Raw genomic sequence first — 23,617 nt, forward strand, 5'->3', positions numbered from 1 at the left:
GGACCAGGACCACCGAAGGGCCCCGGACCGCTGTAAGGCCCAGGACCGCCATACGGCGCCGGACCAGGCTGAGACCCGAAACCAGGCTGAGATCCAGGCTGAGGCCCGGAGCCAGGCTGGGCAGGGTGAGGAGCCGGCGGCCCGTACGGCCCCGGCTGCTGTGGCCCGTACGACGGGGGATAGCTCAAACCCACCTCCAGAGGTGCAGCCCAAAGTACCTCAGACAGAGGCGAAGGCGGCCTGTGCGGCGGGCAAGGCCAGTTCGCGATCGCGGGCCGAGAGCCCGACCCGGGTACGCCGGTCCAGCAGATCGTCCGGCGTCATCGCCCCTTCATGCCGTACGGCGAACAACAACTCGGCGTGCGTGGTCGGAACGCCCGGGGCGATCGGCGCGAGCAGCGCGGGATCACCCTCGATCACCGCCGGAGCCTCCACGCCGTACCGGTGGACGAACCGGGCCGGCGCAGGTACCGCGGCGAGCTCGACCAGGCTGGCCGCGCCCACAAGCGGCAGGCGGTCCGTACGGCACGGGCCTGGCCGCAGCCGGTCCACGCCCCTACCGGCCGCGCTTCTACCGGTCGGGCCGAGAGCCGTGTCGAGAGCGTCCTGGGCCATCCGCCGGTACGTCGTGAGCTTGCCGCCAACGATCGTGACGAGCCCGTCCGGGCTGGTGATCACCGCGTGGCGACGGGACAGGTCCGCGGTCGGACCGTGGTCCGAGTCGAGCAGCGGGCGCAATCCGGCGTATGTGCCGAGCAGATCCGCCCGGGTCAGCGGCACCTGGACCGCGGCGCTGACCGTGTCGAGCAGGAACGAGATCTCCGCCTCGGTCGCCGCGGGCACATCCGGCACCGGCCCAGGCGCATCCTCATCCGTCAGCCCGACGTAAACCCGGCCATCCGGCGCGGGAATCGCCATCACCACCTGGCGGAGCCGTCCCGGCACCGGCAACGTGAGCACGGCCGACAACCCACCGAAGGCCGCTTGCGGCAGCACCAGGTGGGTCCCGCGACTTGGGCGTAGCCGGATCCCGGGCGCGACCTCTCCCGCCCAAATGCCGGTCGCGTTGATGACGATGCGCGCCGGTACGTCGATGCGGCGGCCGGAGAACCGATCGACCAGCACCGCCCCCGAGCCGGTCACCTCTGTCGCCTCGCAATGCGTCAGCACCCGGGCGCCGTACTGCGCGGCGGTGCGGGTAATCGCGACGACCAGCCGGGCGTCGTCGTACAGCTGGCCATCCCAGGTCAGGAAGCCGCCGCGCAAACCGCCGGGGCGAAGCGTCGGTGCGTAGCGAAGCACCTCGGCCGTGCTGACCCGGCGCGAGCGCGGCAGGATCTCTTCGCTGGTCCGGGCGAGGGTGCGCAGAACGTCACCACCGAGGAAGGCGCCCCGGATCATGCCGGCCTGGGATTTGCTTGCCCCCGGCAACCAAGGCGCCAGTTGCGGAACGGCGTGCACGAGATGCGGGGCGGTTCGCTTCATCAGGATGCCGCGTTCGACGGCACTCTCGTAGGCGATGCCCACGCGTCCGGAGGCCAGGTAGCGAAGGCCTCCGTGCACCAGCTTCGAACTCCAGCGACTGGTTCCGAAGGCCAGATCGTGCTTCTCGGCAAGAACAACCGACAGGCCGCGTGACGCCGCGTCCAGCGCGACACCGGCCCCGGTGACACCGCCACCGATGACCAGGACGTCGACCGGGCCACGGGCCGAGTCGAGCCAGTCCAGGTCCCGGGCGCGGCGTACCGCGTTCAGGCTGTTGTTGCCGAGGGCAATCATGGCCGGAGATACCTGGTGAGCATCGAGCGCAACTCCTCGTCGAGCCGGCCGTATTCCTCCGGCGTCGCGATCATCGGGCCGGACACGGCCGAGGCCAACGCGACCAGCACGACCTGGCGGGACAGCCAGTCGGTGTCGCCCTCGCGGATCGAACCGTCGGCCTGACCCGCTTTGAGGCCCTCCACCACCAGCGCGAGGTGCGCGACCGTGCTACTGCCACGGCGCTCGAGCAGATAGGGCGTGAGGAATTCGGGATCCAGTTCGATGATCTTGCGCATCAGCGGGTGGGTCCGGGTCTGCGCGACCACCTCGACCACTCCCTCGACCAGCCGGCTCCGGCCATCGCTGGCCTCGGGCTGGAACGCGGCGACCACGGCCGTCGTCCACTCGCGGGTCATCAGCGCGGCCACCACCGACTGCACGTTCGGCCAGCGCCGGTAGAGCGTGGCGCGGGAGACCTCGGCATGCCGGGCGATATCGGCCATCGTCATCCGGCGCATGCCGATCGCGAGCAACAACTCATACGCCGCGTCCAGAATGCGCTGCTCGGGAATCGCGTTCGCCGGGCTGGTTCGGGGAGTCAACGCTTCACTGCTACGGTCGCTGCTACGCTGAGACACCATACGTCGGAGTGTATCAGCGACCCTCGGATTACGGGAGCCTGGATGAGCGAGTCGGATCTGCCGGTGGTGCGGATGGCCCACGGTCGGTGGGGTGATCCCGCTCGAGAGACCCACCTGCCCGCGGCGGCCCTCGATGCCCTGCGCCATCTTGGTGCGCGACCGATGCCGCCGGCCGCTCCGGCTCCCGAGCTGCCCGCGCCCGCCGACGCCCTCGTGACAGCCCTGGCCGCCATTGTCGGCGCAGCCCAGGTGAAGACCGACAGCGAGACCCGTTGGCGGCACACCCGGGGCTATTCCACCCCGGACCTGCTGCGCGACCGGGCCGGTGACACGACGGACGCCCCCGACCTGGTGGTGCTGCCAGGCTCTCACGACGAGGTGCAGGCCCTGCTGACGGCGTGCACCGAATTGGGCGTGGCCGTCGTGCCCTACGCCGGTGGTACGTCGGTGGTGGGCGGCCTCGCGCCGGACCGCCAGGGGTACGACGCGGTCGTGGCGGTCGACCTCGCCCGGCTGGACCAGGTGATCGAGGTGGACGAGATCTCCCGTACGGCGACCCTGCAGGCGGGTCTTCGCGGGCCGGCGGCCGAGGCGGAACTCGCCGCGCGCGGGTTCACCCTGGGGCATTTCCCCCAGTCGTACGAAGGCGCGAGTATCGGCGGTTACGCGGCCACCCGGTCCAGCGGGCAGTCCTCCGCCGGGTTCGGGCGGTTCGACCAGATGGTGGTCGGCCTGACCGTGGCGACACCGCGCGGCACGATCCAGCTCGGGCGCGCGCCGCATTCCGCCGCTGGGCCGGACCTGCGGCAGTTGTTCCTTGGTTCGGAAGGCGCCTTCGGCATTCTCACCTCGGTGGTGGTCCGGATCCGCCCGCGCGCGACCGAACGGGTCTTCGAGGGCTGGCGCTTCCCCACCTTCGAGACGGGCCTCGACGCCGTACGGCGACTCGCGCAGGACGGGCCGTTGCCGACGGTGCTGCGCCTCTCGGACGAGGCCGAAACCGCGATCAACCTGGCTGATCCGGATGTGCTCGGCTCGGGTGGTCCCGGCGGCTGTGTGGCGATCTGCGGATTCGAGGGCAGCCGGATCGGGACTCGCCGGGCCGAGGTTGCCGAGGTGCTTCAGGCGGCTGGTGGCGAACCGCTCGGCGAAGGCCCTGGGGAGACGTGGCGCCGCGGGCGGTACAACGCGCCGTACTTGCGCGACCCGTTGCTGGACGAGGGCGCGCTGGTCGAGACGCTCGAGACCGCAGGCTTCTGGTCGGCGCTGCCCGGGTTGAAGGCCGCTGTGACGGAGGCGCTGGTCAAGGCGTTGTCGGATCAGGGCACACCGCCGGTTGTGTTGTGCCACATCTCGCATGTGTACGAGACCGGCGCCTCGCTCTACTTCACCGTGTTGTGTGCCCAGACCGAAGACCCGATCGCCCAATGGGCCCGGGCCAAGCAGGCGGCGTGCGACGCGATCGGCCGCACGGGCGGCACGATCACGCATCACCACGCCGTCGGCACCGATCATCGGCCCGGCTACGAAGCCGAGATCGGTCCGCTGGCGATCGAGGTGCTGCAGGCGGTCAAGTCGGTGCTGGACCCAGCCCGGACGATGAATCCGGGCATCTTGATCCCGCCGCCCTCCTGACGGGCCTGTCGGACATTTGCGTGATGTAGTCGAGCTATTGCGTGATGATGTCGGTCTCCCTATGGTGTGGCGCACGTTCCCCTCCGCCCCCGAGGAGTACTCGTGCGACTACCCGTGCTTTTGGCTGCCACCCTGGTGACGGCTGCCGTCACCGCTCCGCCCGCCACCGCCGCCCCCACGCGTGTTCTGGCCGGGGCTTCGTTGCCCTTCACCATCGTCGAAGCCGAAGCCGGCGCCACCAACGGCCAGCGGATCGGCCCGAGCTATACCCAGGGATCACTCGCTTCAGAGGCGTCCGGCCGGCAAGCGGTCACCTTGGGCGGTCAAGGTCAGTACGTCGAGTTCACCGCGCCTGGAACGGCCAACGCCATCAACGTGGCCTACAGCGTTCCCGACGGGCGGCAAGGCACTCTCTCGGTCTACGTCAACGGACAGAAGCTCTCGCAGTCTCTAGCGGTGACAGCGAGATACAGCTATGTGGATACACCTTGGATCCCTGGCTCCCGGACCCACAAGTTCTACGATCATTCGCGGTTGCAGCTGGGCCGGACCGTCAACGGCGGCGACAAGATCCGGCTGCAGGTCGACGGCGAGAACACCGCCGGTCCCTACACGATCGATGACGTCGAGTTCGAGCATGTCGCCGGCGCCGCGGCCAAGCCGGCCAACGCCATCTCCATCACCGATCGAGGCGCCGACCCGAGTGGCAACGGCGACTCGACCGGAGCTCTCAACGCCGCGATCAACGATGCGCGCGGCCAAGGCGTGCCGGTGTGGATCCCGGCGGGCCGCTTCCGCATCCCGGGCCCGATCAATCCCGACGGCGTCACGATCCGCGGCGCGGGACACTGGCACAGCGTGGTGCTGAGCCACCACTTCATCGATCGCCCGAACGGCGGCGGTGGCGTCCGGTTGCACGACTTCGCGGTGATCGGCGACGTCACCGAGCGGGTGGACGAACGGCCGGACAACTTCGTCAACGGCAGCCTCGGCCCGAACTCGGTGGTCTCCGGGATGTGGCTGCAGCACCTGAAGGTCGGCCTCTGGCTCACCGGCAACAACGACAACCTGATCGTCGAGAACAACCGCTTCTACGACATGACCGCGGACGGGCTGAACCTCAATGGCAGCGCGTGGAACATCCAGGTGCGCAACAATTTCCTGCGCAACCAAGGCGACGACTCGCTCGCGGCCTGGTCGTTGCACGCGCCCAACCGGAACAGCACGTTCGCCAACAACACGATCATCCAGCCGAACCTGGCCAACGGAATCGCGATCTACGGCGGTACCGACATGACGGTGCGGGACAACTACATCGCCGATACGAACGCCCTCGGCAGCGGTATCGCCATCTCGAACCAGGCCTTCGCCTCGCCGTTCCATCCGCTGGCCGGAACCCACACGGTGTCGGGCAATACCCTCGTGCGCACCGGCGCGCTGAACCCGAACTGGGGCCATCCGCACGGCGCGATCCGGGTCGACTCGTACAACTCCGCGATCAACGCGCAGGTCCGGTTCACCGGCAACCGGCTGATCGCGAGTCCGTGGTCGGGCTACCAGTTCGTGTCCGGCGGTGGGGCCGGCCATCCGGCGTCGAACGTGACCGTCGATGGCGGTTCGATCGAAGGCGCCGGCACCTTCGCCGTACAGGCCGAAACGCAGGGATCGGCCACGTTCACGAATGTGACGGCCAGCGGGATCGGACGTGCGGGCGTCTACAACTGTCCCTACCCGGGTGGCACGTTCACGATGAACCGCGGCGCCGGCAACAGCGGATGGGAGTCGACCTGGAGCGGTTGCTCCTGGCCGGAGCCGGGCACGGGCACGGGGGTCCCGGAGGGCAATCTCGCGGCCGGGCGTCCGGCGAGCGCGTCGAGCCAGAACCAGAACTACAGCCCGGGCAACAGCACCGACGGCAACGTGGCGAGCTATTGGGAAAGCGCCAACAACGCCTTCCCACAGTCGCTGACGGTCGACCTCGGCAGCAGTCGTACGGTGCAGCGGGTGGTGCTCAAGCTGCCGCCGTCGTGGGGCAGCCGTACGCAGACGATCGCCTTGCAGGGCAGTACCGACGGCGGTTCGTACGGCCAACTCGCTGCCGCGACCGGGCGCACGTTCGACCCGGGCACGGGCAATACCGCCACGATCACGCTGCCGTCAGCCGTGAGCGCACGGTATGTGCGGATCGTCGTTTCGGCGAACACCGGTTGGCCGGCGGGCCAAGTCTCCGAGTTCGAGGTCTACAGCTCCTGACCGATCGGTCCGTACGGGCGGCCGGGCATCTCTCCCGCCCCGGCCCGGCCGCTTGTACGCCTCGCAGGTCGGCGGGTTCGCCGGGTTCGCCGGGTTCGGAGAGCCTGTGGACACTTGTGGTCTTTGCGCAGGGGATCGCGGTGTCCACAGGCTCCCCCAACCTCCACAAACTGTGGATAACTTGGGGATCAACTGTGGATAAGTCGGGATTTTTGGGGATTGTGCACAGCGCCCTCCACATTGCCCCGACCCAGTGGATAACTCCGAAGTTTCTCCGCGGCGATTTATCCACAGGATCGCGAACCTCCTTGTGTCCTTGCCGGGCGAGGGTTGACTTCAAGCCCGCTTGAAGTATGAGGGTGGCGGGCATGACGACGACTAACGCTGTTGACAAGGACCGGCCGGTTGCCCTCATCACGGGTGCTTCGGCCGGTTTGGGATTGGCCCTGGCACACGGATTGGCCGATCGTGGCTGGGCCCTGGTGATCGATGCCCGTGGCGTCGACGCGCTGGACACCGCCGCGTCCGCCCTGTCCGCGAAGACCGAGGTAGTAGCGGTGGCAGGCGATATCACCGGCCCGGTCCATCGCGCCGAACTCGCCGCCGCGGTGGCTCGCCTCGGCCGGCTGGACCTGCTGGTGAACAACGCGAGCCATCTCGGCCCGAGCCCTCAGCCGCGACTGGCCGACTACGACCTGGACGAGCTGCGCCGGGTCTACGAGGTGGACGTCTTCGCGCCGATCGCGCTGATCCAGCAGGTGCTACCCGCGTTGCGCGAGAGCGAGGGCGTCATCATCGACGTCAGCTCGGACGCCGCGGTCGAGCCGTACGAAGGCTGGGGTGGTTACGGCTCTGCCAAGGCGGCTCTCGACCACGCGACGGCGATCCTCGCGGCAGAACAGCCCGCGCTGCGCGTCTACGCGGTCGACCCGGGCGATATGCGGACCGCGATGCACCAGGCGGCATTCCCGGGCGAGGACATCTCGGATCGGCCTGAGCCGGAGGCGAGCGTGCCAGGTTTCCTGCAGCTGCTGGACACCCGGCCCGCGAGTGGCCGGTACAAGGCGGCAGAACTGGTTCCGGCGGTGACATCGTGACAGCACATCCGCTGACCCGGTTCACGCTGCCAGACGAGCTGAACGCCGCAGAACCGCCCGAGGCCCGTGGAATGCAGCGGGACGAGGTCCGGCTCCTGGTGGCCGATGGCGAGGTCATCGCGCACAAGCGGTTCTACCAGTTGCCCGCGGCGCTTCGCCCCGGCGATCTCCTGGTCGTGAACACCTCCGGCACGATGGCGGCTGCCGCCGACGGGACCCGGATCACGGCTCGCGGGGTGGATCCGGTGGTGGTGCACTTCTCGACCGAGCTCGATGACGGCACCTGGGTGATCGAGCTGCGTACGGCGCCGGATGCGGGTTCACCCCTGCTTACGGCCGAGGCCGGCGACCAGGTCGAACTACCCGGCGGCAACCGCATCACCCTGCTGATGCCGTACAACCCGCGCAACGCGACGTACGACGGGGTGCGGTTGTGGCAGGCGAAGGTGGAGCCGGCGGCGGTTCGGGAGTTCCTCGAGCGATACGGGCGGCCGATTGCGTACAAGTACGTCGGCGCGCGTTGGCCGATCGAGTCGTACCAGACGGTGTTCGCGCACAGCCCGACGAGTGCGGAGATGCCCAGCGCGGGACGTCCCTTCACCACGGAACTCGTCACGCGCCTGGTCACGTCCGGCGTACTGATCGCGCCTATCCGCCTCGACACGGGTGTCTCCTCGCTGGAGAGCCACGAACCACCGACGGCCGAGCGGTACGACGTGCCGGCGGCTACGGCCCGGCTGGTGAATCACGTCCGGGCCAACGGCGGTCGAGTGGTGGCAGTCGGGACAACCGCCGTACGGGCGCTCGAGTCGGCCGCGGCACCTGACGGAACGGTGCGCCCGTCAAGCGGCTGGACCGATCTCGTGCTCGGGCCGGACCGCCTCGCCCGGGTGGTGGACGGGCTGATCACCGGGATGCACGCACCGGACGCCTCGCACCTACTGCTGCTCGAGGCCGTCGCCGGTGGGCACCTGGTCCAGCGGGCCTACGACGCGGCACTGGAACGCGGCTACCTGTGGCACGAGTTCGGCGATTTGTGCCTGCTCCTACCAGCCGAAACGCCCTAGCCGGGACTAGGCCGGACTACTCGGTACTAGGCCCAGCGGCGGCGCGGGTGCACCCGCGGCGTCACAGGCTTCTCCGGCTCCGTCGGAGACTCGTCCTCCGTTGAGGCAGCCGGAGCGGGCTCGGGGTCGGGCGTGTACGACGAGGTGTAGCCGCTGTCGTAGGTCGACGACTCGTAGGAGTCCGACCCGTACGACGAGTAGGTCTCGGAGGAGTACGACGGGTTGTACGTCGGCTCGGGCTCGTAAACCGGCGCGGGCACCGAAGGTAGCTCGGGCAGAACCGGCGGCAGCGACTGCGAGGGCATCAAGTAGTCATACTCGTCGGCCGGCGCGGGCGGCGGCCCGGGAAGCACCGGCGCCTGCTCGAACGACGCGGTGGCGCCGTACTCAGGCTGTTCGTCGTAAGTCGGCTCGGCCGGACGCTGCACGGAAGACGGGCTGTCGACCGCAACGGCGGCGGCCCGGCGGCCCGGGGTGGAGCGTCGTACGGGTGCTTCGATATCCGGCGTCGGGATCGGGCGCGACGGCGGCAGGTAGCCCGGGTCGAACGAGTCGCTGTAGTCGCTCCCGTAGCTCTCCGCCGGCAGCGGGGGCACAACGCTCAGGGCGGGCGGCGTCACGGTCGGCTCCGGTTCCACGACGGGCTCGACATACGGCTCGTAGGACGAAGGCGACTGGTACGTCGGTGCCGGCGGCGGCTGGTGCGAAGGCGGAGCCTGGTAGACCGGCGGAACCGGGAAGGCGGGCGTCTCCGGCGCCGCGGACCGCCACGACGGCTGCAACGGGTCGTCGGTGATCGGGGCGCCCCAGCTCGGCAGCGTGGCGTCGAGACCGGACGGCATGAACGAGGTGGTGTCACCCATCGGCTTACCGAGCGCGGACTGCTGCGACTCGGGCGTGTACGCGTCGGGCTTGAAGGCGGCGTAACCGGCGGTGGAGCCGAGGGCGTCGGTGCTCGTCTCGGGCTCCTGCCAGGTGTTCACCACCGGAGCGAAGGGGCTCCAGACCGGCGCCTCCTCCTTCTCCTCGACCCGAACCTCAGGACGGACCTCAGGACGAGCTTCCGGACGGGCTGCGGGCCGCTGAGCCGGCTGCGAGGTCCGCGGGCCCGGTACGGCGGCCAGGCGACTGGTCTGCGCGGCGGCGGCACCACCCGCGGCGGCGGCCATGCCACTGCCCGGGACACCCGCGGCGGGCATCGGCGCACCAGGAGCCTTCAGCGGAGCCTGCACGGGGGTCGAACCGAACCGCGGCGCATCCGCACCGACGGCGCTGGCGAACTTGAGCTCGGGCTGCCGGCTCCGGCGCAGCGCGACCGGCTGCTGCACGGCGGTGGCGTCCAGATCGGCGTCGGCCCGGGCGTTGGCCGGGACGGCGCTGAGGCGAGCGGTCGGCTCGCGCTGGTCCCACCACGGCTCCCACGGGCGACCGACCTGCATCGCGGTGACCTTGCGGATCAGCAGTGCGGCGAAGACGGCGGACACGGTGCTGAGCACCAGGGCGAGCGTGGACGAGAGCGCGGTCATGCGCAGCAGCAGGGGCGACGGATCGATCTCCATCAGCACGCGGCGAACGGCGATATCCAGCACCATCGTCGTGACCCAGGTGTACCACCAGACGTCGATGATCATGATGTTGCGCTTCGGCCGCAGCCGGTCGGTCCAGGCGGGGGTGGCCGGGTCACTCGCGACCCAGACGTCCTCTACGACCTGACGCGGATACCAGAAGTTGGGGCCGGGGCAGAACCAGCTGATCAGGACCCAGCCGTGGCTGTGCCGGTGATCGGCCTGGCAGAACACCTCGGAGTTGACCCGGGCGCGCCACAGCCAGAGCACGAACACGACGGCCGTCGCGACCGCGACGACGATGTTCGGGATCGAGGTGTAGCGGGCGATGGTGTCCGCGCGGTCGATGTCCACGTTCTCGACGCCGGGCGATCCGTTCAGATAGCGGGCGACGACGTCGTAGCTGTTCCAGTCGGACCACGTCGAAAGCAGTCGCGTCACCAGCGACAGGCCTAGCAGCCCGATCGCGATCTGACCTATCCGGCCGATCTGCTGGAAGGTCTCCGGCGCGTGCGGCTGCCACTCATCGGCTTCTTCGGCGGGCTTCTCCGCCGGGTGCGGGTGGCTCACGTGCTGCGTCCCTCGGCTTGCTCGAACTCCGTCTGGTCGGCGCTTCCGGTTGGTATCAGCCCCCGCTCAACCGAGCCTCATGGATACCACGAAGTAGCTATCCGGCGGGAGTCGGACTCAGCACGGAGTGTATAGATTTAACCCAAACCTTTCGATCCAACTCACCGTGCGTAGCGCCGGGATTCCTTCCTGTGCAGGAATCCGCAGCCCTCAAAAGGAAGGCTGGGGCCCACTCTGCCCCCGCGGCCCGTAATGCGGCAAACCAGGGGGTGCCTGCGGAGCGGCCAGCGGGGTGGACCACCACGGTTCCCACGGGCGCTCGGTCTGCAAGGCGTTCACCCGCTCGATGATCATGATCACCAGCACCGCCGCGACCGCGGTGGCGATCGCGGATCCGGTCGAGAGCACCGCGTTCACACCGATGGCGCCGATCGAGCTGTCGTCGATCAGCGCGCGCCGGTTGGTCGCGTTGTCGAGCAGGAAACCGGTCAGGCCCGCGATCCACCACGCCCGCACCAGGGCGGTGTTCGGGACTGCTCGCAGACTGTCGATCCGGGCCGGCGTACGGCGATCGCTGGCTGCGAGTACGTCGTCGATGATCTGCTTGGGCCACCACAGGTTCACCACCGGGCAGATCCAGGCGCCGATCACCCATCCGCGGGTATGGCGGTGAGCGCCCTGGCAGAACATCTCCGCGTTCCACCGGACCCGCCACAGCCAGATCAGGAACACCAGCGCGGCCGCCAGCAACACGATCGAGGACAGTACCCACAGCGAGCCCGAGACCAGGTCAGCCTGCTGCAGCTTCGCGGCATCGCGGATCGGGCCGGCCTCGTAGGCGCGCAGCACCCGGAAGCTGTGCCAGTCGGACACGGCGGTCAGCGCGCTGATCAGCGTGACCGCCGCGATCAGTACGGCCGCGGCGATACCGATCGCCCGCTCCGAACTGAACCAGCGGTCCAGCGGCGGCTGGGCGGGCACGGCGTAGGCCCGGTGATCGGTCCACGGCTCACCTCGGTACGGATCGTTCACCGGCCACCTCCGCTGAGTACCTCGATGCTGGATAGTGCGCTGCCGAACACCGGTCCGGCCGGCGGGCCGGGCTGAGGGCGGGTCTCACAAATAGCACAACACCCTGTGATCGGGCGAGAACCTTCCGTGTCCGACGGTACGAATTGTCGGTGCGGCCGCGTTCAATACCGGTATGCGCTGGATCGTGATCGAATCGCCCATCGGTGAGCTGTCCCTCGCCGCCGACGACACCGGCCTGACCAGATTGCGCTTCGGAGTGGAGGGTCCACGCGACACCCGCGCCGAGGATCCCGTACTGGCCGCCGCGCGGGAAGAGCTCGCCGCCTACTTCGCCGGGGAACTCACCGGCTTCAGCGTGCCGTTGTCGGCGCCGGCCGGCTCGGCGTTCGAGGTCGCGGTCTGGCGGCACCTGTCCGCCATCGGCTACGGCGAGATGGAGACGTACGGCGACGTCGCCCGGGCCGTCGGCGACCCGGGAGCGGCGCGAGCCGTCGGTATGGCGTGCAACCGCAACCCGGTGGCCATCATCGTGCCCTGCCACCGCGTGGTCGGCGCGGGCGGAAAGATGGTCGGATTCGGCGGCGGCCTGCCCCGGAAGAGGCACCTGCTGGAGCTGGAGGCCCGGGTCACCCTGGAGACCGCCTGGAACTGATTCCGGCTCGTCCGCCGGCAGCAGCCTGCGACATTCCGGACGGACTCCCGGGACACACCGGCCCCGGTTGTTGCCGTCGCACCCAACGGGTCTAGTGTCGCGGTGAGCAACCACACGAACACGTTCCAGCGCCGCCACCTCCACAGACTTCGTTCCCTCCGAAGCCCCGCAAGGGCGGTCCGGCAACAGCGGTCAGGCCGCTGCCGTAGTCGCGCTGGCCAGGACGCCACGAACCTGCGGGAGATGCGCATGACCCTGCCCAACCCGGCCCCGACGCTGAGCGAACTCGTCGACAAGACCGCCGCCGAATGGACTGTCGAAGACATCCAGGCGGCGGCGAAGTCGGCCCTCGAAGCCCACGCGCCAGACCGCGATCCGCTGACCTGGAGCAAGCGCTGGGGCGTACTGCCCTGGCCGCACCGCCACCACGCGAACTGCGTGCACTGCGGTGACACCTATCCCTGCATCACCCACCGGTACGCCGCCCAGCTGCTCTCGGCCGGCCGCCTCACCGTGGGCCGCGCGGTGGAGGTCGACAACGAGTACCCCGAACACCACCTGCGCGTGGTCGGGGACGAGAAGTCCCCGCCCAGCGCCAACTGACCCGGCCACCGCCCGGGTCCCCGTACCGGCGAAGGTCGCGCCCTCGGTGGGTGTCGCGGCCTTCGCCGTTCCCCCCTCGCGCGCAGCCACCCCAGCCCGGCGGGCCTTGAAGCAGGCGGCGTCTGAGTGCTCACCAGCCGCGGCGCGAGAGGCGCCGCGGCTGATGACGAGCTAGTTGGTGTGGATCACTTGATCTTCACGAGTACAACGGCGTCGCTGCTCCACGGGCGGTCCTTGCTCTGCCAGAACAGCGTGATCGTGCCAGGCGTGGCGGAATCTCCCTCACACACGCGGCTGGCGCTGGCGAACGTCTGGGAACCGATCGTCACTTCCAGCTTCTCCTTGCTGGCCTTGAAGGTCGGCTTCTCGTCGAAGTTGCCGATGGCAACCTTGCCGTCCTTCTTGAACTCCCAAAGGGCATCCCAGACCCCTTCGAAGCCCCGGTAATTGTGCTCGGCGTAGTCTTCGACCTTCGTACCGCACTCCGGTGCCGGAGCCGAGCTGGTCTGCTGCGCCGACGTGACACCGGTGGCGGCAAGACCGCTGACCGCGGCGACAGCAACGAACTGACCTACGCGCTGAACGTTCATGATGCTGATCCTTCCCCGTGAGTTATGGCGCTCGGTAATCAAACGCTTGCATACAGGTACCACCGCCTAAACCTGCCAATTTCCAACTCACCGAACGAGCCCAATCCCGGCCCTTCCGCAGCGTGATCACAAGGGCCAAAGGGCCATCTGGGGATATCTCCCCGCGAGGTGCCTCGTTGTGTTTGCGTACGCGCGACACAACAAGGCACCTCGCGCAAGGGTTTTGCACAGATCGGCCGGCACGGCTCGACCTCAACGGTTGTCGAGCCTCCGGGCCGGGAAGTCCACGCAGCTGTCCGGAGGCCCTGAGGTCGCGTTCAAGCCGGGTGGTAGCGACACGTCAGCTCCAGCGCGGGATCGGGTCCTCAACAGGCCTGGAACGTGCGAGACCCCCAGGGCCCGGGGAGGGCGCTGGGGGTCTCGCGGTGGTGCTGGTGTTCAGGACTCCGAGCTGGGCTTGGAGTTGTTCGAGCCAGTCGAGCGGCGCTGGTTCGTGCTGCCCGCGCCGGCCTTCTTGGTGGAGCCGTTGCTGGTCGCGGTCGGCTTCTCGCCGGCCTCGTCCTTCTCGTCGGTCTTCTCGTCGGCCTTCGCCGCGAGCGGGTCCGACGCCGTACCAGCCGTGGCCGGAGCGGCCTCGGACTTGCCGGTCTCGGACTTGCTCAGGCCCGGCTCCGGCTTCGAGGCCGGATCCGCCGACGCGGCGGCGTGACGCGGGCTCGAGCTGGACGGGGAGGAGCTGTACTCCCGGCCGCTGGTCGGCGTCGACTGCCAGGCCGGCTCCGGCGCGCTGAGCAGTTTCTTGATCGCGGCGGCCGCGAGGGCGCCGAAGCCCAGCAGCAGCACGGCCTTGCGCAACTTGTGGCTCTTCTTCGGGACGTCGATCTCGCCCTTCAGCGCGGCCTTGGTGGCACGGCCACGACGGCCGCTCTCCTCCATCACCGGCTCGGCGGCCGCGGCCAGTGCGGCCAGCGCACCGGTCACCCGCGGCAGAACGTCGTCATTGAACTTCTCCCGGGCCCGCTCGGCGGCGTGCTCGGTGGCTGGTCCCACCCGGTGCAGCGCGTCGTCGATGATCGGACTCACCTTCTCGACCGCATGGCTCGCGGCGGTGGCGCCCCGCTCCCGTGCCTTCTCGGCATACGGCGACACCTTCTCCCGTGCGGTGCCCACGGCCGGGCCGATGTGGTCCAGCACCGGCCCTACCTTCTGCGATGCCGATTCGGCGAGCGGACGGACGCGCCCCTTGGCGGTCTCGACCCGGCTCTTCGACTTCAACAAACCCACGGTTCCTCCTCGGTGCCGACAGCTGGTGCTGCATGGCCCATCAGGCGGGCGGCCAGCGCCCCTGACGACCCTGATACCGCTCTGACAAAAGCGTCTGCGTTTGCATCGTACGTCGTACCCAGGCCGTAAACACGGCAGGCGCAAGGGCCCGATTAGATGGCACTTTGGTCTCACATGGCAGGATCAACGCCGTAAGCAGTGACGATCTAGGAGCGGACCCAGTGGCAGAAGAGCTTTACGCGACGTTGGAGACGACGAAGGGCGACGTCACCATCAAGTTGTTCCCCGACCACGCCCCGGCGACTGTGCAGAACTTCGTCGGCCTGGCCGAGGGCACCAAGGAGTGGACGAACCCGGAGACCGGCCAGCCGAGCAACGAGCGGTTCTATGACGGCCTGGGCTTCCACCGGGTGATCGACGGCTTCATGATCCAGGGCGGTTGCCCGCTCGGCACCGGCACCGGTTCGCCGGGCTACGCCTTCGACGACGAGATCCACCCCGAGCTGCAGTTCGACCGGCCGTACCTGCTGGCGATGGCCAACGCGGGGATCCAGTTCGGCCGCGGCACCAACGGCTCGCAGTTCTTCGTGACCGTGACGCCGACGCCGCACCTGAACCGCAAGCACACGATCTTCGGCGAGGTCGTCGACGACGACAGCAAGAAGGTCGTGGACGCGATCGCGACCGCGCCGACCGCGCCGGGTGACCGGCCGCTCGAGCCGATCGTGATCAACAGCGTCAAGATCGAGCGTCGCCCGGCCTGAGCCGGGTCAGGACACTGGAATGACCGACCGCGTCTGCTATCGCCATCCGGACCGGCCGGCCGGAGTCTCCTGCCAAAGGTGCGACCGGCCTATCTGTCCCGCGTGTATGAACAGTGCCGCGGTCGGTTTCCAGTGCCCTGAGTGTTTCCACGCCGGGGTGAAGTCGATCCCGAAGACCAGGACCTCGCTGGGTGGCGTCGCGCGCGGCAACACCCAGGTCATCACCATGGTCATCCTGGCGATGAACGTGGCGATCTTCTTCCTGGTCAGATCGGACCAGGAAGCGCTGAGCCGGCTCGTGCTGGTGCCGTACTTCGTGGAGATCCAGCCGTGGCGCTTGCTCACCTCGGCCTTCACGCATGTGGCGCTGTTCCACATCTTCTCGAACCTCTTCATGCTGTATCAGCTCGGTCCGCCGCTGGAGGCCATGCTCGGCCGCCTCCGCTTCATCGTGCTGTACCTGCTCTCCGCCCTTGGCGGGGGCGTCGCGGTGTGGCTGCTCGGCAACCCCCTGCAGGGCACCCTCGGTGCCTCCGGCGCGGTGCTCGGCCTGGTCGGCGCCCTGCTGGTGATCAGCAAGGCCCGCGGCATGGACATCACCTGGATGCTGATCTACGTCGCGATCACCGCGGTCATCTCGATCACCATCCCGAACATCTCCTGGCAAGGCCACCTAGGCGGCTTCGTCACCGGCCTGGCCCTCGGCGCCCTCTTCGTAGCCGACTCCCGCCGCCGCCAACGCCCCCGCTTCTAACCCCACGGCACCGCCCCAAGGCCGCGACCGGTCAGGCGAACCCGTTTCGGGGCAGCTGTACAACCGGTCAGACGATGCGGCCGCCGTGGTACTCGAGTCGATAGCACCTCGTACCGTCAACTGAGGTGATGTGCTCGGTGCCGCTGAAGCGGGCGACGTCTCCGTTGGTCTGGTCGGTGTAGGTCCAGCCGTCGTGTTGAAACGTGAAGCCGCCGAGGAACCGGTCCTCCTCGTACAACCGGGTCAGCGCACGCTTGATGAGCTGGCCGGCGGACGCGGCGTCGAGCCGCTGCGGCTGCAGCAGATATCCGTAGTAGTTCATCCCCCACAACGGCTGCCCGCGCCAATACACCACCTCCTGCCCCAGGAAGTCCGCATTCCCGAAATAACTGTCCAGGTACTCGAAGTCGCCCGCCGCGAACCGTAGGTCGTGGGAGGCGGGCCGGCTCGGTATGGAGAATCCGCCGTCTCCCGCGTACGTGGCCGCCTTGGCCTGGACGATGAACGTCTGAAGCTCGGCATCTGTAGGCACGGTTAAGCACTACCAGTCACCACCGACAGTGGCGTGGGTCAGCCGGCGCCCACCTGGGAGGGCGGTTGGCGACGAATGAGTGCCAAAGGGGAACGCCTAAGGCATGGGGGCGGTTAGGTAGCGCTGGATGGTGGGGCCTAGCCAGGCGACTACTTGGGCCTTGGGGAGGTCGGCCACCGGGGGTAGGCGGAGGACGAAGCGGCAGAGGGCCATGCCGAGGACTTGGCTGGCGACGAGGCCGGCGCGGACTTGGGCTTCGGCTGGATCCGCCACGAAGGTCGCGACCAGCCCACCGATTCGGTCGGTGAAGATCTCGCGCATACGTTCGGCGGCGGCGTCGTTGGTGGCGCCGGCTCGCAGCAGGGCGGTCAGGGTCTCGTCACCCTCCCACCGGTCCACGAAGTGCGCGATCAACGTCGTGCCCAGCTGCTCGCGTGGCGCCGCGGTCAGATCCGGTAGCCGCAGGTCGATCTCCGCCGCGGCCGCGAACAGCTTCTCCTTGCTGCCGTAGTACCGCATCACCATCGCGGGATCGATCGCCGCGTCGGCCGCGATCGCCCGGATGGTCGCGCGCTCGTACCCGTCGGCGGCGAAGCGCTCCCGCGCCACCCGCAGGATCGTCGCCCGGGACCGATCCGACTGCCGCTCGTTCGCCATGAGTCAACCGTAGGTCAACACCCGTTGACTTCCAAGCCGACGGCTCCTATCTTGGTCAACAAGTGTTGGTCAACACCCGTTGACTGCGAGCGAAGGAGCGGACGATGACGGTGCCGGAGCAAGCCGAGGTCGTGGTGGTGGGAGCCGGGCCGGTGGGCCTCGCGCTCGGAGTCGCGCTGAGGATCAAGGGTCACCAGGTGGTGGTGCTCGACCGGCAGGCCGAAGGCGCGAACACCTCGCGGGCCGCGGTGATTCACGCCCGCACGCTGGAGATGCTCGAGGGTCTCGGCGTCACCGAAAGCCTGGTCGAGCAGGGCATTCACGCGAAGTCGTTCAGCGTGAGGTCCGGCCGCAGCGAACTCCTGCCGGTGGAATTCGGCGATCTGCCGACGCTGTATCCGTACACCCTGATGATCCCGCAGAACCTCACCGAGCAGATCCTGCTGGACCGGCTCACCGAACTCGGTGGCCAAGTGCACCGCCCGTACGTCGTCACGCAGGTGGTCCAGGACGACGAGGGTGCCACCGTCACCTTGGCCGACGGCCAGACCATCAGGACGTCGTATGTCGTGGCGGCGGACGGCATGCACAGCGTGGTTCGGGACCAGGCCGGGCTCGGGTTCGAAGGTGAGGACCTGGAACTGTCGTTCGCGCTGGCCGACGTACGGGCCGAAGGCTTGCCGCTCGACGAGGTGGTGCTGTTCTTCTCGAGCGAGGGCATTCTCGTGTCGGCGCCACTGCCGGACGGGTCGGTTCGCCTGGTCGCGCAGATCGACCCCGCGCCGGAAGAACCGGACGTCGAGTTCGCTCAGCGGCTGGTGGATGCGCGCGGCCCGGGGCGGGGCGAGGCCGTCGTACGGGAGGTGATCTGGGGTTCGCGCTTCCGGATCCACGAGCGGGTGGCGTCGCAGTTCCGCGCGGGCCGGATCCTGCTCGCGGGAGACGCCGCGCATACGCACAGCCCGGCCGGCGGGCAGGGCATGAACCTCGGCCTTCGGGACGCCGTCGCTCTCGCGACGGCGTTGTCGACGACCCTTGGCAAGGGGGATGACGCGCCCCTCGACGAGTACGCCGTTCGCGCGCGGGCGGAGGCTCGCCAGGTCGTGGCGCTGGCGCATCGATTGACTGTGGTGGGTACGGCGAAACCGGCCGTGCGCGATCTGCGTAATCTCCTGCTCCGGCTGCTCGCGAAGAACCCACGGTTCGGTCGCCGGCTCGCCTTCCAGCTGGCGGGTTTGCGCTAGCGGTTGGCACGGCGGAGCCGGGGCCCAGATGTGCCGGAAATCCGGGGCGGAACTGCTTCCGTGCAACGTACGCACGGTCCTACCCTCGGTTACCCGCCCATTACTGGAGGTCACCGTGTCACCATCCGCCCGATGGCGCCGCCTCGTCCCGCTCGGAGTCGCCGGCCTGGCCGCGCTGCTCATCACCGGCCAGGCCAGTGCCGGTGCGCTGAACCAGCCGGACCCACAACCGGAGTCACCCGCAGAGAAGATCCAGCTGATCCGCGTCAACGCGGACAGCACCGCCGCGAAGAAGCGGCTCACCCGGCTGGACCTGGACCTGGCCGAATCGGCCGGGCCCACCCATGTCGATGTTGTTGCCCACGGCAACCAAGACCTGCGGCTGCTGAAGCTGGCCGGCTTCACCTGGTCCGTGCTCGACGGCGATCTGGTGGCGACCGATCAGCGCCGCGAGGCCGAGGACCGGGCCTTCGCGATGGCGCCGACCGCCACGTTGCCGAGCGGCCGCACGGCGTACCGGCAGCTGGCCGACTACGAGAACAACCTGAACGCGCTCGCCGCGCAGTACCCGTCGAAGGCCAAGGTCATCACCTTGAAGAACCCTTCGCTGGAAGGGCGCGCGATCCGCGGTCTGGAGATCAGCCGCAACGTCAACGTCTCCGACGGCAAGCCCGTCTTCGTCATGATGGGCCTGCACCACGCGCGCGAATGGCCGTCGGGTGAGCTCACCATCGAGTTCGGCTACGACCTGCTTCAGAACGACGGGGTGATCCCGCGCATCACGAACATTCTCGACAAGGCCCGGGTGGTCCTCGTACCGGTGGTGAACCCGGACGGATTCCAGCTCAGCCGCTCCCTCGGCTACGAGATGAAGCGGAAGAACTGCCGCATCGTGAACGGCCAGCTCCCGACGCCGGGCCAGTGCGCGTCCTCGACGAACCACTCCCGCGGTACCGACCTGAACCGGAACTACGCCGGCTTCTGGGGTGGCCCGGGTGCGTCCACCAGCCTGACCAGCGAGACCTACCGTGGCGCGAGCGCCTTCAGCGAGCCCGAGTCCCGGAACATCCAGGCACTCGTCTCGTCGTACCAGGCGACCACGCTGATCACGAACCACACGTACGGCAACCTGGTGCTGCGTCAGCCCGGTTACGCCAGTGCGGGTAAGACGCCCGACGAGACGCTCTACAAGTCGCTGGGTGACCAGATGGCCGCGCAGAACAACTACAGGAGCCAGTACGGCTACCAGCTGTACGACACCACTGGCACGACCGAGGACTGGTCGTACTACGCCACGGGTGGTCTGGGCTTCACCTTCGAGCACGGCTCGTCGTTCCACCCGGCGTTCTCGAACGTGATCAACCAGTACTTCGGTACCGGATCCACGGCAGGCAAGGGTAGTCGCGAAGCCTTCCTGGTCGCGGCCGAGAGCACGATCAACCCGGCCCGGCACTCGGTCATCACCGGAACCGCGCCGGCTGGCGCCGTACTGCGCCTGAAGAAGTCGTTCAGCACCAAGACGTGGAACGGCACCAACGTTCCGGACGTGCTCAACACGACGATGGTGGTCCCGGCCGGTGGCACGTACACGTACCACGCGAACCCGTCGACGCGGCCGATCGCCCAGCAGCAGGGGCAGACCGAGTCGTGGACCTTCACCTGTGAACGGCCCAACGGCACGGTGCTGGAAACCCGGCAGATCACGGTCGCTCGCGGTGCCTCGGTGACCGCCAACCTCACCACCTGCGCAGCCAACTTCTAAGCCACGGCCTGGACTCGGACCCGGGCGGTCCCCTCCGACCGCCCGGGTCTGAACTTTCTTGCCGACCGGTGTCCATCCAGGCGGTTCCCATTCGTGGTTATGCCATGACAGCGACCACGAAAGGCCCGACCATGACCGACAACGAGCAGATCCTGGCCTGGACCAAGGCGGAGCGACTCAGCCTGGCCGACTTCTTCGAGCAGTTGACCGAGCCAGAGTGGCACGCGGATTCACTCTGCGCGGGCTGGACCGTTCGCGACGTGGCCGCGCACATGACCTGGTCGACCCGCACCACCTGGCCGATCGTGCTCAAGACGGTGGCCCGCGCGCGCTTCAGCTTCGACCGGATGGAGACCATCCTGGCCACCGAACGAGCCGCCCAGTTCACCCCGGCGGAGTTGATCGCCCAGCTCCGCGAAACCGCCGGCTCGGCCCATCGCACTCCCGGCGCGGGCATTCTCGACCCGCTGCTCGATGCCCTCGTCCACGGCCAGGACGTCGCCCGCCCGCTCGGCCGGGCCCGCCAGCTGCCGATCGAACCGGCCATCCACGCCGCGAACCACGTCTTCGGCAACAAGTTCTACGGCGCCCACCGCCGCCTCCGCGACATGCGCCTGATCGCCACTGACTGCGACTGGACCGCCGGCACCGGTACGCAAGACCTCCGCGGCCCGATCGCCGACCTCATCCTGGTAGCCACCGGCCGCCCCGCCGGCCTCCCCGCCCTAACCGGCCCCGCGCTCCCCCGCCTAACCTCCAACCTCACAACCTGACGCGGTTGCACTCACCAAGACGATTCAGAAGGCCAGGGAGGCGAGCGCCGCGCCCTGTCCGGCTGCCGTCGGCCCAGATTCGCGATCCCGCAAGGTGTCCCCAGTACGGCACCTCGACGCGCCAGCCAGGACGCCGTACGGCCGAACCCGACCTCGCGCACCGGTACAGCCAATCAGGTGCCGAGCTCCCCTTCCCAGCTGAGGTAGTCGGGGTCGCTGAGGTCGGGGATCATCGCGGGCAACCGATCGCCAGGTCCTCGGCCACCCGCTGCGTACGCGCTCATCACCGGTGCTCCGGTCGTCAAGGCGTCGGCGACCTCCGCGAACAGATGCGCCACGCTGTCCCAGCGCGGTTCGTCCACGAATCCGCCTGCCTCGGGATCCCACTCGCAGACACCGCCGTACCGACTCCCATCACGGAGGTCGAGAAACAACGTCAGGCCGATGATCGCGTTGCCCATCGGGAGGAACGCGTCGAGCCATTCGCCGACGGGCGTCCCCGCAGGGTCGTTGTCCTCAGGGCGAGGACGGCGACCGTAGACACTGTGCAGCATGTCGCGGTGAGACAGGATCTCCTCGCACCCCATGGGATTGTGCAAGGTAGGCAGCAGACTTCCGTGCCGGGTCTGCCAGTGCATGCCGTCAGCCAGCCGCAGCCATTCGACCATGTCGGCTGGCAGCGGGCGCTCCATCGCCGCCTCCACCTGCGCGATCTGTTCGGCCGACGCCGGCGCCTGAACGACGGCCATCGCGGCCGGGAGATTGGCGGCAAGCCACTCGGCGATGAGCGCCCACGAAGCTGTCACAGACCTTGGCATCCGGACATCCTGGTCCACCCCCGAGGTCATCAAGTGGCGACCTGTCGCAGATCTGCCGCGAGTGGACGCGTGCACTCGCGACGCCACCAGGTCCACCCGCGGAACCCGCGCCGCCATCGGCGCGGCCTGGTGCCGGGTTTTCGCGCGGCTACCGGGTTTCGGTGTCGCCACTACCCGGTTGTTGTGCCCCTACCCGGTTTCCAACCAGGTAGGGGAACCAAAACTCGGCACCGGCCGTAGAGGCCGCCGCATTTCGCGTCCGACCGTGGGAAAAGAACCACCCGCGGCACCAATCGCCCGCGTCACCAACCACTGCGTCACCAACCACTGCGTCACCAACCACCGCGCCACTGACCATCAACGGCGGTGGCAGGCGTTAGCCGGTGGTGGATTCGCGGATCTGCAGCGTGTAGGGCACGGAGAGGTCTAGGCGTTCGGGTGGGCCGGTGCCGGCGATGCGGTCGAGCAGGAGGGTGACGGCCTTGTCGGCGAGCCAGTCGAGGTCCGGGGAGATCGTGGTCAGCGAAGGCGAGTGGTAGCGCCCGTCCTCGATGTCGTCGAAACCGACCACGGCCACGTCGCCGGGCACGGACAGGCCTGCGTCCGCGAGGGCCCGGAGCGCGCCGAGGGCCAGGAGGTCGTTGAAGCAGAAGACCGCGTCGGGTGGCGACGGCAGGGCGAGCAGGTCCCGCATCGCGGCGGCGCCGTCCTCGCGGTGGTACCCGGTGCCGTCGATCTCGAGCGCCGGGTCGATCGGTAGGCCCGCCGCCTTCAGGGCTTTGCGATACCCCTTACGCCGTACGGCGCCTGTGCCCGCGCCGCCACCGACACCGACGGCGGCGATCCGGGTCCGGCCGAGGGAGATGAGGTGGTTGGTCGCGTCGAACGAGGCCTGCACCGAATCGACCGCGACGTGGTCCACGGCGCCGCCCGGCTGGCGTTCACCGAGGAGCAGCAGGGGTTTGCCGTCGTCCGCCACGGTGATCTTGGTCGGGGCGGTGGTGATCGGCGAGAAGATGATGCCGTCGATCAACTGCCCGCGCATGCCGTCCAGGACGAACTGCTCGGCGGCGGGTTCACCCTCGGTCTGGTCGATCAGCACGGTGATACCGCGCTTCTTCGCGGCCCGGCTGATCGCGGCGCCGAGTTCGGCGAAGTACGGCGAGGCCATCTCCGGAATGGCCAGCGCGATGAAGTCGGACCGGCCCTTGCGCAGGGAGCGGGCGCTCACGTTCGGGGTGTAGCCGAGTTCGGCGATGGCCGCCTCGACCTTGGCCCGGGTGGCCGGGGTGATGTGCGGGTAGTCGTTGATGACGTTCGAGACCGTCTTGACCGACACTCCCGCGCGCGCCGCCACATCGCTGAGCCGCGTCGCCACCATCGCCACCACCTCCTGGAAACCGCCTCACCGGAGCACTTCCACCCACGCAGAGTCCGCTAGTCGCTGAGTGTGCCACGAGCGGCCCGCCGCGTGATCGCCGCGTGACGCCGACGGGCCGAACAACGTCACGGATTGAGCTCGTCGCCAGCGAGGTCTTTACAGTCTATGTCAATCGTTGTAGA

General features: G+C 68.7%; 21 protein-coding genes. 11 read left to right on the forward strand and 10 right to left on the reverse strand.

The window, feature by feature from the left end:
- Window positions 1–219: 219 nt before the first annotated feature.
- Both ACFFGN_RS28515 and ACFFGN_RS28520 read right to left on the reverse strand, forming a co-directional pair.
- Window positions 220–1,779 (reverse strand): glycerol-3-phosphate dehydrogenase/oxidase, encoded by a 1,560-nt coding sequence (locus ACFFGN_RS28515; RefSeq protein ID WP_380053525.1) that lies wholly within the window; start codon window positions 1,777–1,779, stop codon window positions 220–222.
- On the reverse strand, window positions 1,776–2,402 hold the full coding sequence (locus ACFFGN_RS28520; protein WP_380053527.1) for a TetR/AcrR family transcriptional regulator: 627 nt from the start codon (window positions 2,400–2,402) through the stop codon (window positions 1,776–1,778). The genes ACFFGN_RS28515 and ACFFGN_RS28520 overlap by 4 nt, the downstream gene beginning before the upstream one ends.
- Before the next feature lie 42 nt (window positions 2,403–2,444).
- Here ACFFGN_RS28520 and ACFFGN_RS28525 point away from each other — a divergent pair, with 42 nt between their 5' ends.
- The 4 genes from ACFFGN_RS28525 to ACFFGN_RS28540 all read left to right on the forward strand — a co-directional run bounded on the left by ACFFGN_RS28525 (window position 2,445) and on the right by ACFFGN_RS28540 (window position 8,454).
- Window positions 2,445–4,037 carry an FAD-binding oxidoreductase gene (locus ACFFGN_RS28525; RefSeq protein ID WP_380053530.1) on the forward strand — a complete coding sequence of 531 codons (1,593 nt, stop codon included), beginning with the start codon at window positions 2,445–2,447 and terminating at the stop codon, window positions 4,035–4,037.
- Window positions 4,038–4,139: 102 nt separating this feature from the next.
- Window positions 4,140–6,290, forward strand: a complete 2,151-nt coding sequence (locus ACFFGN_RS28530) for a discoidin domain-containing protein (protein ID WP_380053533.1) — start codon at window positions 4,140–4,142, stop codon at window positions 6,288–6,290.
- A 368-nt stretch (window positions 6,291–6,658) separates the two neighbouring features.
- Window positions 6,659–7,387 carry an SDR family NAD(P)-dependent oxidoreductase gene (locus tag ACFFGN_RS28535; RefSeq protein ID WP_380053536.1) on the forward strand — a complete coding sequence of 243 codons (729 nt, stop codon included), beginning with the start codon at window positions 6,659–6,661 and terminating at the stop codon, window positions 7,385–7,387.
- Window positions 7,384–8,454: an S-adenosylmethionine:tRNA ribosyltransferase-isomerase gene (locus ACFFGN_RS28540; protein WP_380053539.1), complete on the forward strand. Its 1,071-nt coding sequence runs from the start codon at window positions 7,384–7,386 to the stop codon at window positions 8,452–8,454. Before ACFFGN_RS28535 ends, ACFFGN_RS28540 begins: the two co-directional genes overlap by 4 nt.
- Before the next feature lie 26 nt (window positions 8,455–8,480).
- Here ACFFGN_RS28540 and ACFFGN_RS28545 read toward each other — a convergent pair whose 3' ends face one another.
- Together ACFFGN_RS28545 and ACFFGN_RS28550 are read right to left on the reverse strand one after the other, a co-directional pair.
- Window positions 8,481–10,589 (reverse strand): DUF4328 domain-containing protein, encoded by a 2,109-nt coding sequence (locus ACFFGN_RS28545; protein ID WP_380053542.1) that lies wholly within the window; start codon window positions 10,587–10,589, stop codon window positions 8,481–8,483.
- 210 nt (window positions 10,590–10,799) lie between these two features.
- Window positions 10,800–11,621, reverse strand: coding sequence for a DUF4328 domain-containing protein (locus ACFFGN_RS28550; protein ID WP_380053546.1), 822 nt, complete (start codon window positions 11,619–11,621; stop codon window positions 10,800–10,802).
- A gap of 172 nt (window positions 11,622–11,793) precedes the next feature.
- Here ACFFGN_RS28550 and ACFFGN_RS28555 point away from each other — a divergent pair, with 172 nt between their 5' ends.
- Window positions 11,794–12,273 (forward strand): methylated-DNA--[protein]-cysteine S-methyltransferase, encoded by a 480-nt coding sequence (locus ACFFGN_RS28555; protein ID WP_380053549.1) that lies wholly within the window; start codon window positions 11,794–11,796, stop codon window positions 12,271–12,273.
- A 249-nt stretch (window positions 12,274–12,522) separates the two neighbouring features.
- Entirely contained in the window at window positions 12,523–12,876 is a 354-nt protein-coding gene (locus ACFFGN_RS28560; RefSeq protein WP_380053551.1) for a hypothetical protein, read from the forward strand.
- A gap of 185 nt (window positions 12,877–13,061) precedes the next feature.
- Here the strand turns inward: ACFFGN_RS28560 and ACFFGN_RS28565 are convergent, their stop codons facing one another.
- Both ACFFGN_RS28565 and ACFFGN_RS28570 read right to left on the reverse strand, forming a co-directional pair.
- Entirely contained in the window at window positions 13,062–13,466 is a 405-nt protein-coding gene (locus ACFFGN_RS28565) for a hypothetical protein (RefSeq protein WP_380053554.1), read from the reverse strand.
- 438 nt (window positions 13,467–13,904) lie between these two features.
- The gene (locus ACFFGN_RS28570) at window positions 13,905–14,750 is read right to left on the reverse strand and encodes a hypothetical protein (RefSeq protein WP_380053557.1); all 846 of its coding nucleotides are present in this window, start codon (window positions 14,748–14,750) and stop codon (window positions 13,905–13,907) included.
- A 221-nt stretch (window positions 14,751–14,971) separates the two neighbouring features.
- On the opposite strand from ACFFGN_RS28570, the gene ACFFGN_RS28575 reads away from it, so the two are divergent.
- Together ACFFGN_RS28575 and ACFFGN_RS28580 are read left to right on the forward strand one after the other, a co-directional pair.
- Window positions 14,972–15,514 (forward strand): peptidylprolyl isomerase, encoded by a 543-nt coding sequence (locus tag ACFFGN_RS28575; protein WP_380053560.1) that lies wholly within the window; start codon window positions 14,972–14,974, stop codon window positions 15,512–15,514.
- Window positions 15,515–15,671: 157 nt separating this feature from the next.
- Window positions 15,672–16,268 carry a rhomboid family intramembrane serine protease gene (locus tag ACFFGN_RS28580; RefSeq protein ID WP_380053563.1) on the forward strand — a complete coding sequence of 199 codons (597 nt, stop codon included), beginning with the start codon at window positions 15,672–15,674 and terminating at the stop codon, window positions 16,266–16,268.
- A gap of 67 nt (window positions 16,269–16,335) precedes the next feature.
- Here the strand turns inward: ACFFGN_RS28580 and ACFFGN_RS28585 are convergent, their stop codons facing one another.
- Window positions 16,336–16,800 carry a DUF5680 domain-containing protein gene (locus ACFFGN_RS28585; protein ID WP_380053565.1) on the reverse strand — a complete coding sequence of 155 codons (465 nt, stop codon included), beginning with the start codon at window positions 16,798–16,800 and terminating at the stop codon, window positions 16,336–16,338.
- Between the two features lie 96 nt (window positions 16,801–16,896).
- Window positions 16,897–17,457, reverse strand: coding sequence for a TetR/AcrR family transcriptional regulator (locus ACFFGN_RS28590; RefSeq protein ID WP_380053568.1), 561 nt, complete (start codon window positions 17,455–17,457; stop codon window positions 16,897–16,899).
- 104 nt (window positions 17,458–17,561) lie between these two features.
- Here ACFFGN_RS28590 and ACFFGN_RS28595 point away from each other — a divergent pair, with 104 nt between their 5' ends.
- From ACFFGN_RS28595 to ACFFGN_RS28605, 3 genes are all read left to right on the forward strand, one after another.
- Window positions 17,562–18,701, forward strand: a complete 1,140-nt coding sequence (locus ACFFGN_RS28595; protein WP_380053571.1) for an FAD-dependent oxidoreductase — start codon at window positions 17,562–17,564, stop codon at window positions 18,699–18,701.
- Window positions 18,702–18,816: 115 nt separating this feature from the next.
- A complete protein-coding gene (locus ACFFGN_RS28600; RefSeq protein ID WP_380053574.1) occupies window positions 18,817–20,463 on the forward strand; it encodes a M14 family metallopeptidase in 1,647 nt (548 codons plus the stop codon).
- Between the two features lie 104 nt (window positions 20,464–20,567).
- Window positions 20,568–21,236 (forward strand): maleylpyruvate isomerase family mycothiol-dependent enzyme, encoded by a 669-nt coding sequence (locus tag ACFFGN_RS28605; protein WP_380053576.1) that lies wholly within the window; start codon window positions 20,568–20,570, stop codon window positions 21,234–21,236.
- Window positions 21,237–21,409: 173 nt separating this feature from the next.
- Here the strand turns inward: ACFFGN_RS28605 and ACFFGN_RS28610 are convergent, their stop codons facing one another.
- Window positions 21,410–22,054: an SMI1/KNR4 family protein gene (locus ACFFGN_RS28610; RefSeq protein ID WP_380053578.1), complete on the reverse strand. Its 645-nt coding sequence runs from the start codon at window positions 22,052–22,054 to the stop codon at window positions 21,410–21,412.
- Between the two features lie 376 nt (window positions 22,055–22,430).
- Window positions 22,431–23,435: a LacI family DNA-binding transcriptional regulator gene (locus ACFFGN_RS28615; protein ID WP_380053580.1), complete on the reverse strand. Its 1,005-nt coding sequence runs from the start codon at window positions 23,433–23,435 to the stop codon at window positions 22,431–22,433.
- Window positions 23,436–23,617 lie beyond the last annotated feature (182 nt).

Origin of the sequence: Kribbella deserti (genome assembly GCF_042434725.1) — a bacterium.
In the GTDB taxonomy this organism is placed as follows: domain Bacteria; phylum Actinomycetota; class Actinomycetes; order Propionibacteriales; family Kribbellaceae; genus Kribbella; species Kribbella deserti.

Bases quoted from the DNA above. Each gene is read 5' to 3' on its own strand.
- ACFFGN_RS28515 (WP_380053525.1), bottom strand. From the start codon at position 1,779: ATGATTGCCCTCGGCAACAACAGCCTGAACGCGGTACGCCGCGCCCGG.
- ACFFGN_RS28520 (WP_380053527.1), bottom strand. From the start codon at position 2,402: ATGGTGTCTCAGCGTAGCAGCGACCGTAGCAGTGAAGCGTTGACTCCC.
- ACFFGN_RS28525 (WP_380053530.1), top strand. From the start codon at position 2,445: ATGAGCGAGTCGGATCTGCCGGTGGTGCGGATGGCCCACGGTCGGTGG.
- ACFFGN_RS28535 (WP_380053536.1), top strand. From the start codon at position 6,659: ATGACGACGACTAACGCTGTTGACAAGGACCGGCCGGTTGCCCTCATC.
- ACFFGN_RS28555 (WP_380053549.1), top strand. From the start codon at position 11,794: ATGCGCTGGATCGTGATCGAATCGCCCATCGGTGAGCTGTCCCTCGCC.
- ACFFGN_RS28560 (WP_380053551.1), top strand. From the start codon at position 12,523: ATGACCCTGCCCAACCCGGCCCCGACGCTGAGCGAACTCGTCGACAAG.
- ACFFGN_RS28565 (WP_380053554.1), bottom strand. From the start codon at position 13,466: ATGAACGTTCAGCGCGTAGGTCAGTTCGTTGCTGTCGCCGCGGTCAGC.
- ACFFGN_RS28590 (WP_380053568.1), bottom strand. From the start codon at position 17,457: ATGGCGAACGAGCGGCAGTCGGATCGGTCCCGGGCGACGATCCTGCGG.
- ACFFGN_RS28595 (WP_380053571.1), top strand. From the start codon at position 17,562: ATGACGGTGCCGGAGCAAGCCGAGGTCGTGGTGGTGGGAGCCGGGCCG.
- ACFFGN_RS28605 (WP_380053576.1), top strand. From the start codon at position 20,568: ATGACAGCGACCACGAAAGGCCCGACCATGACCGACAACGAGCAGATC.
- ACFFGN_RS28610 (WP_380053578.1), bottom strand. From the start codon at position 22,054: ATGCCAAGGTCTGTGACAGCTTCGTGGGCGCTCATCGCCGAGTGGCTT.
- ACFFGN_RS28615 (WP_380053580.1), bottom strand. From the start codon at position 23,435: ATGGTGGCGACGCGGCTCAGCGATGTGGCGGCGCGCGCGGGAGTGTCG.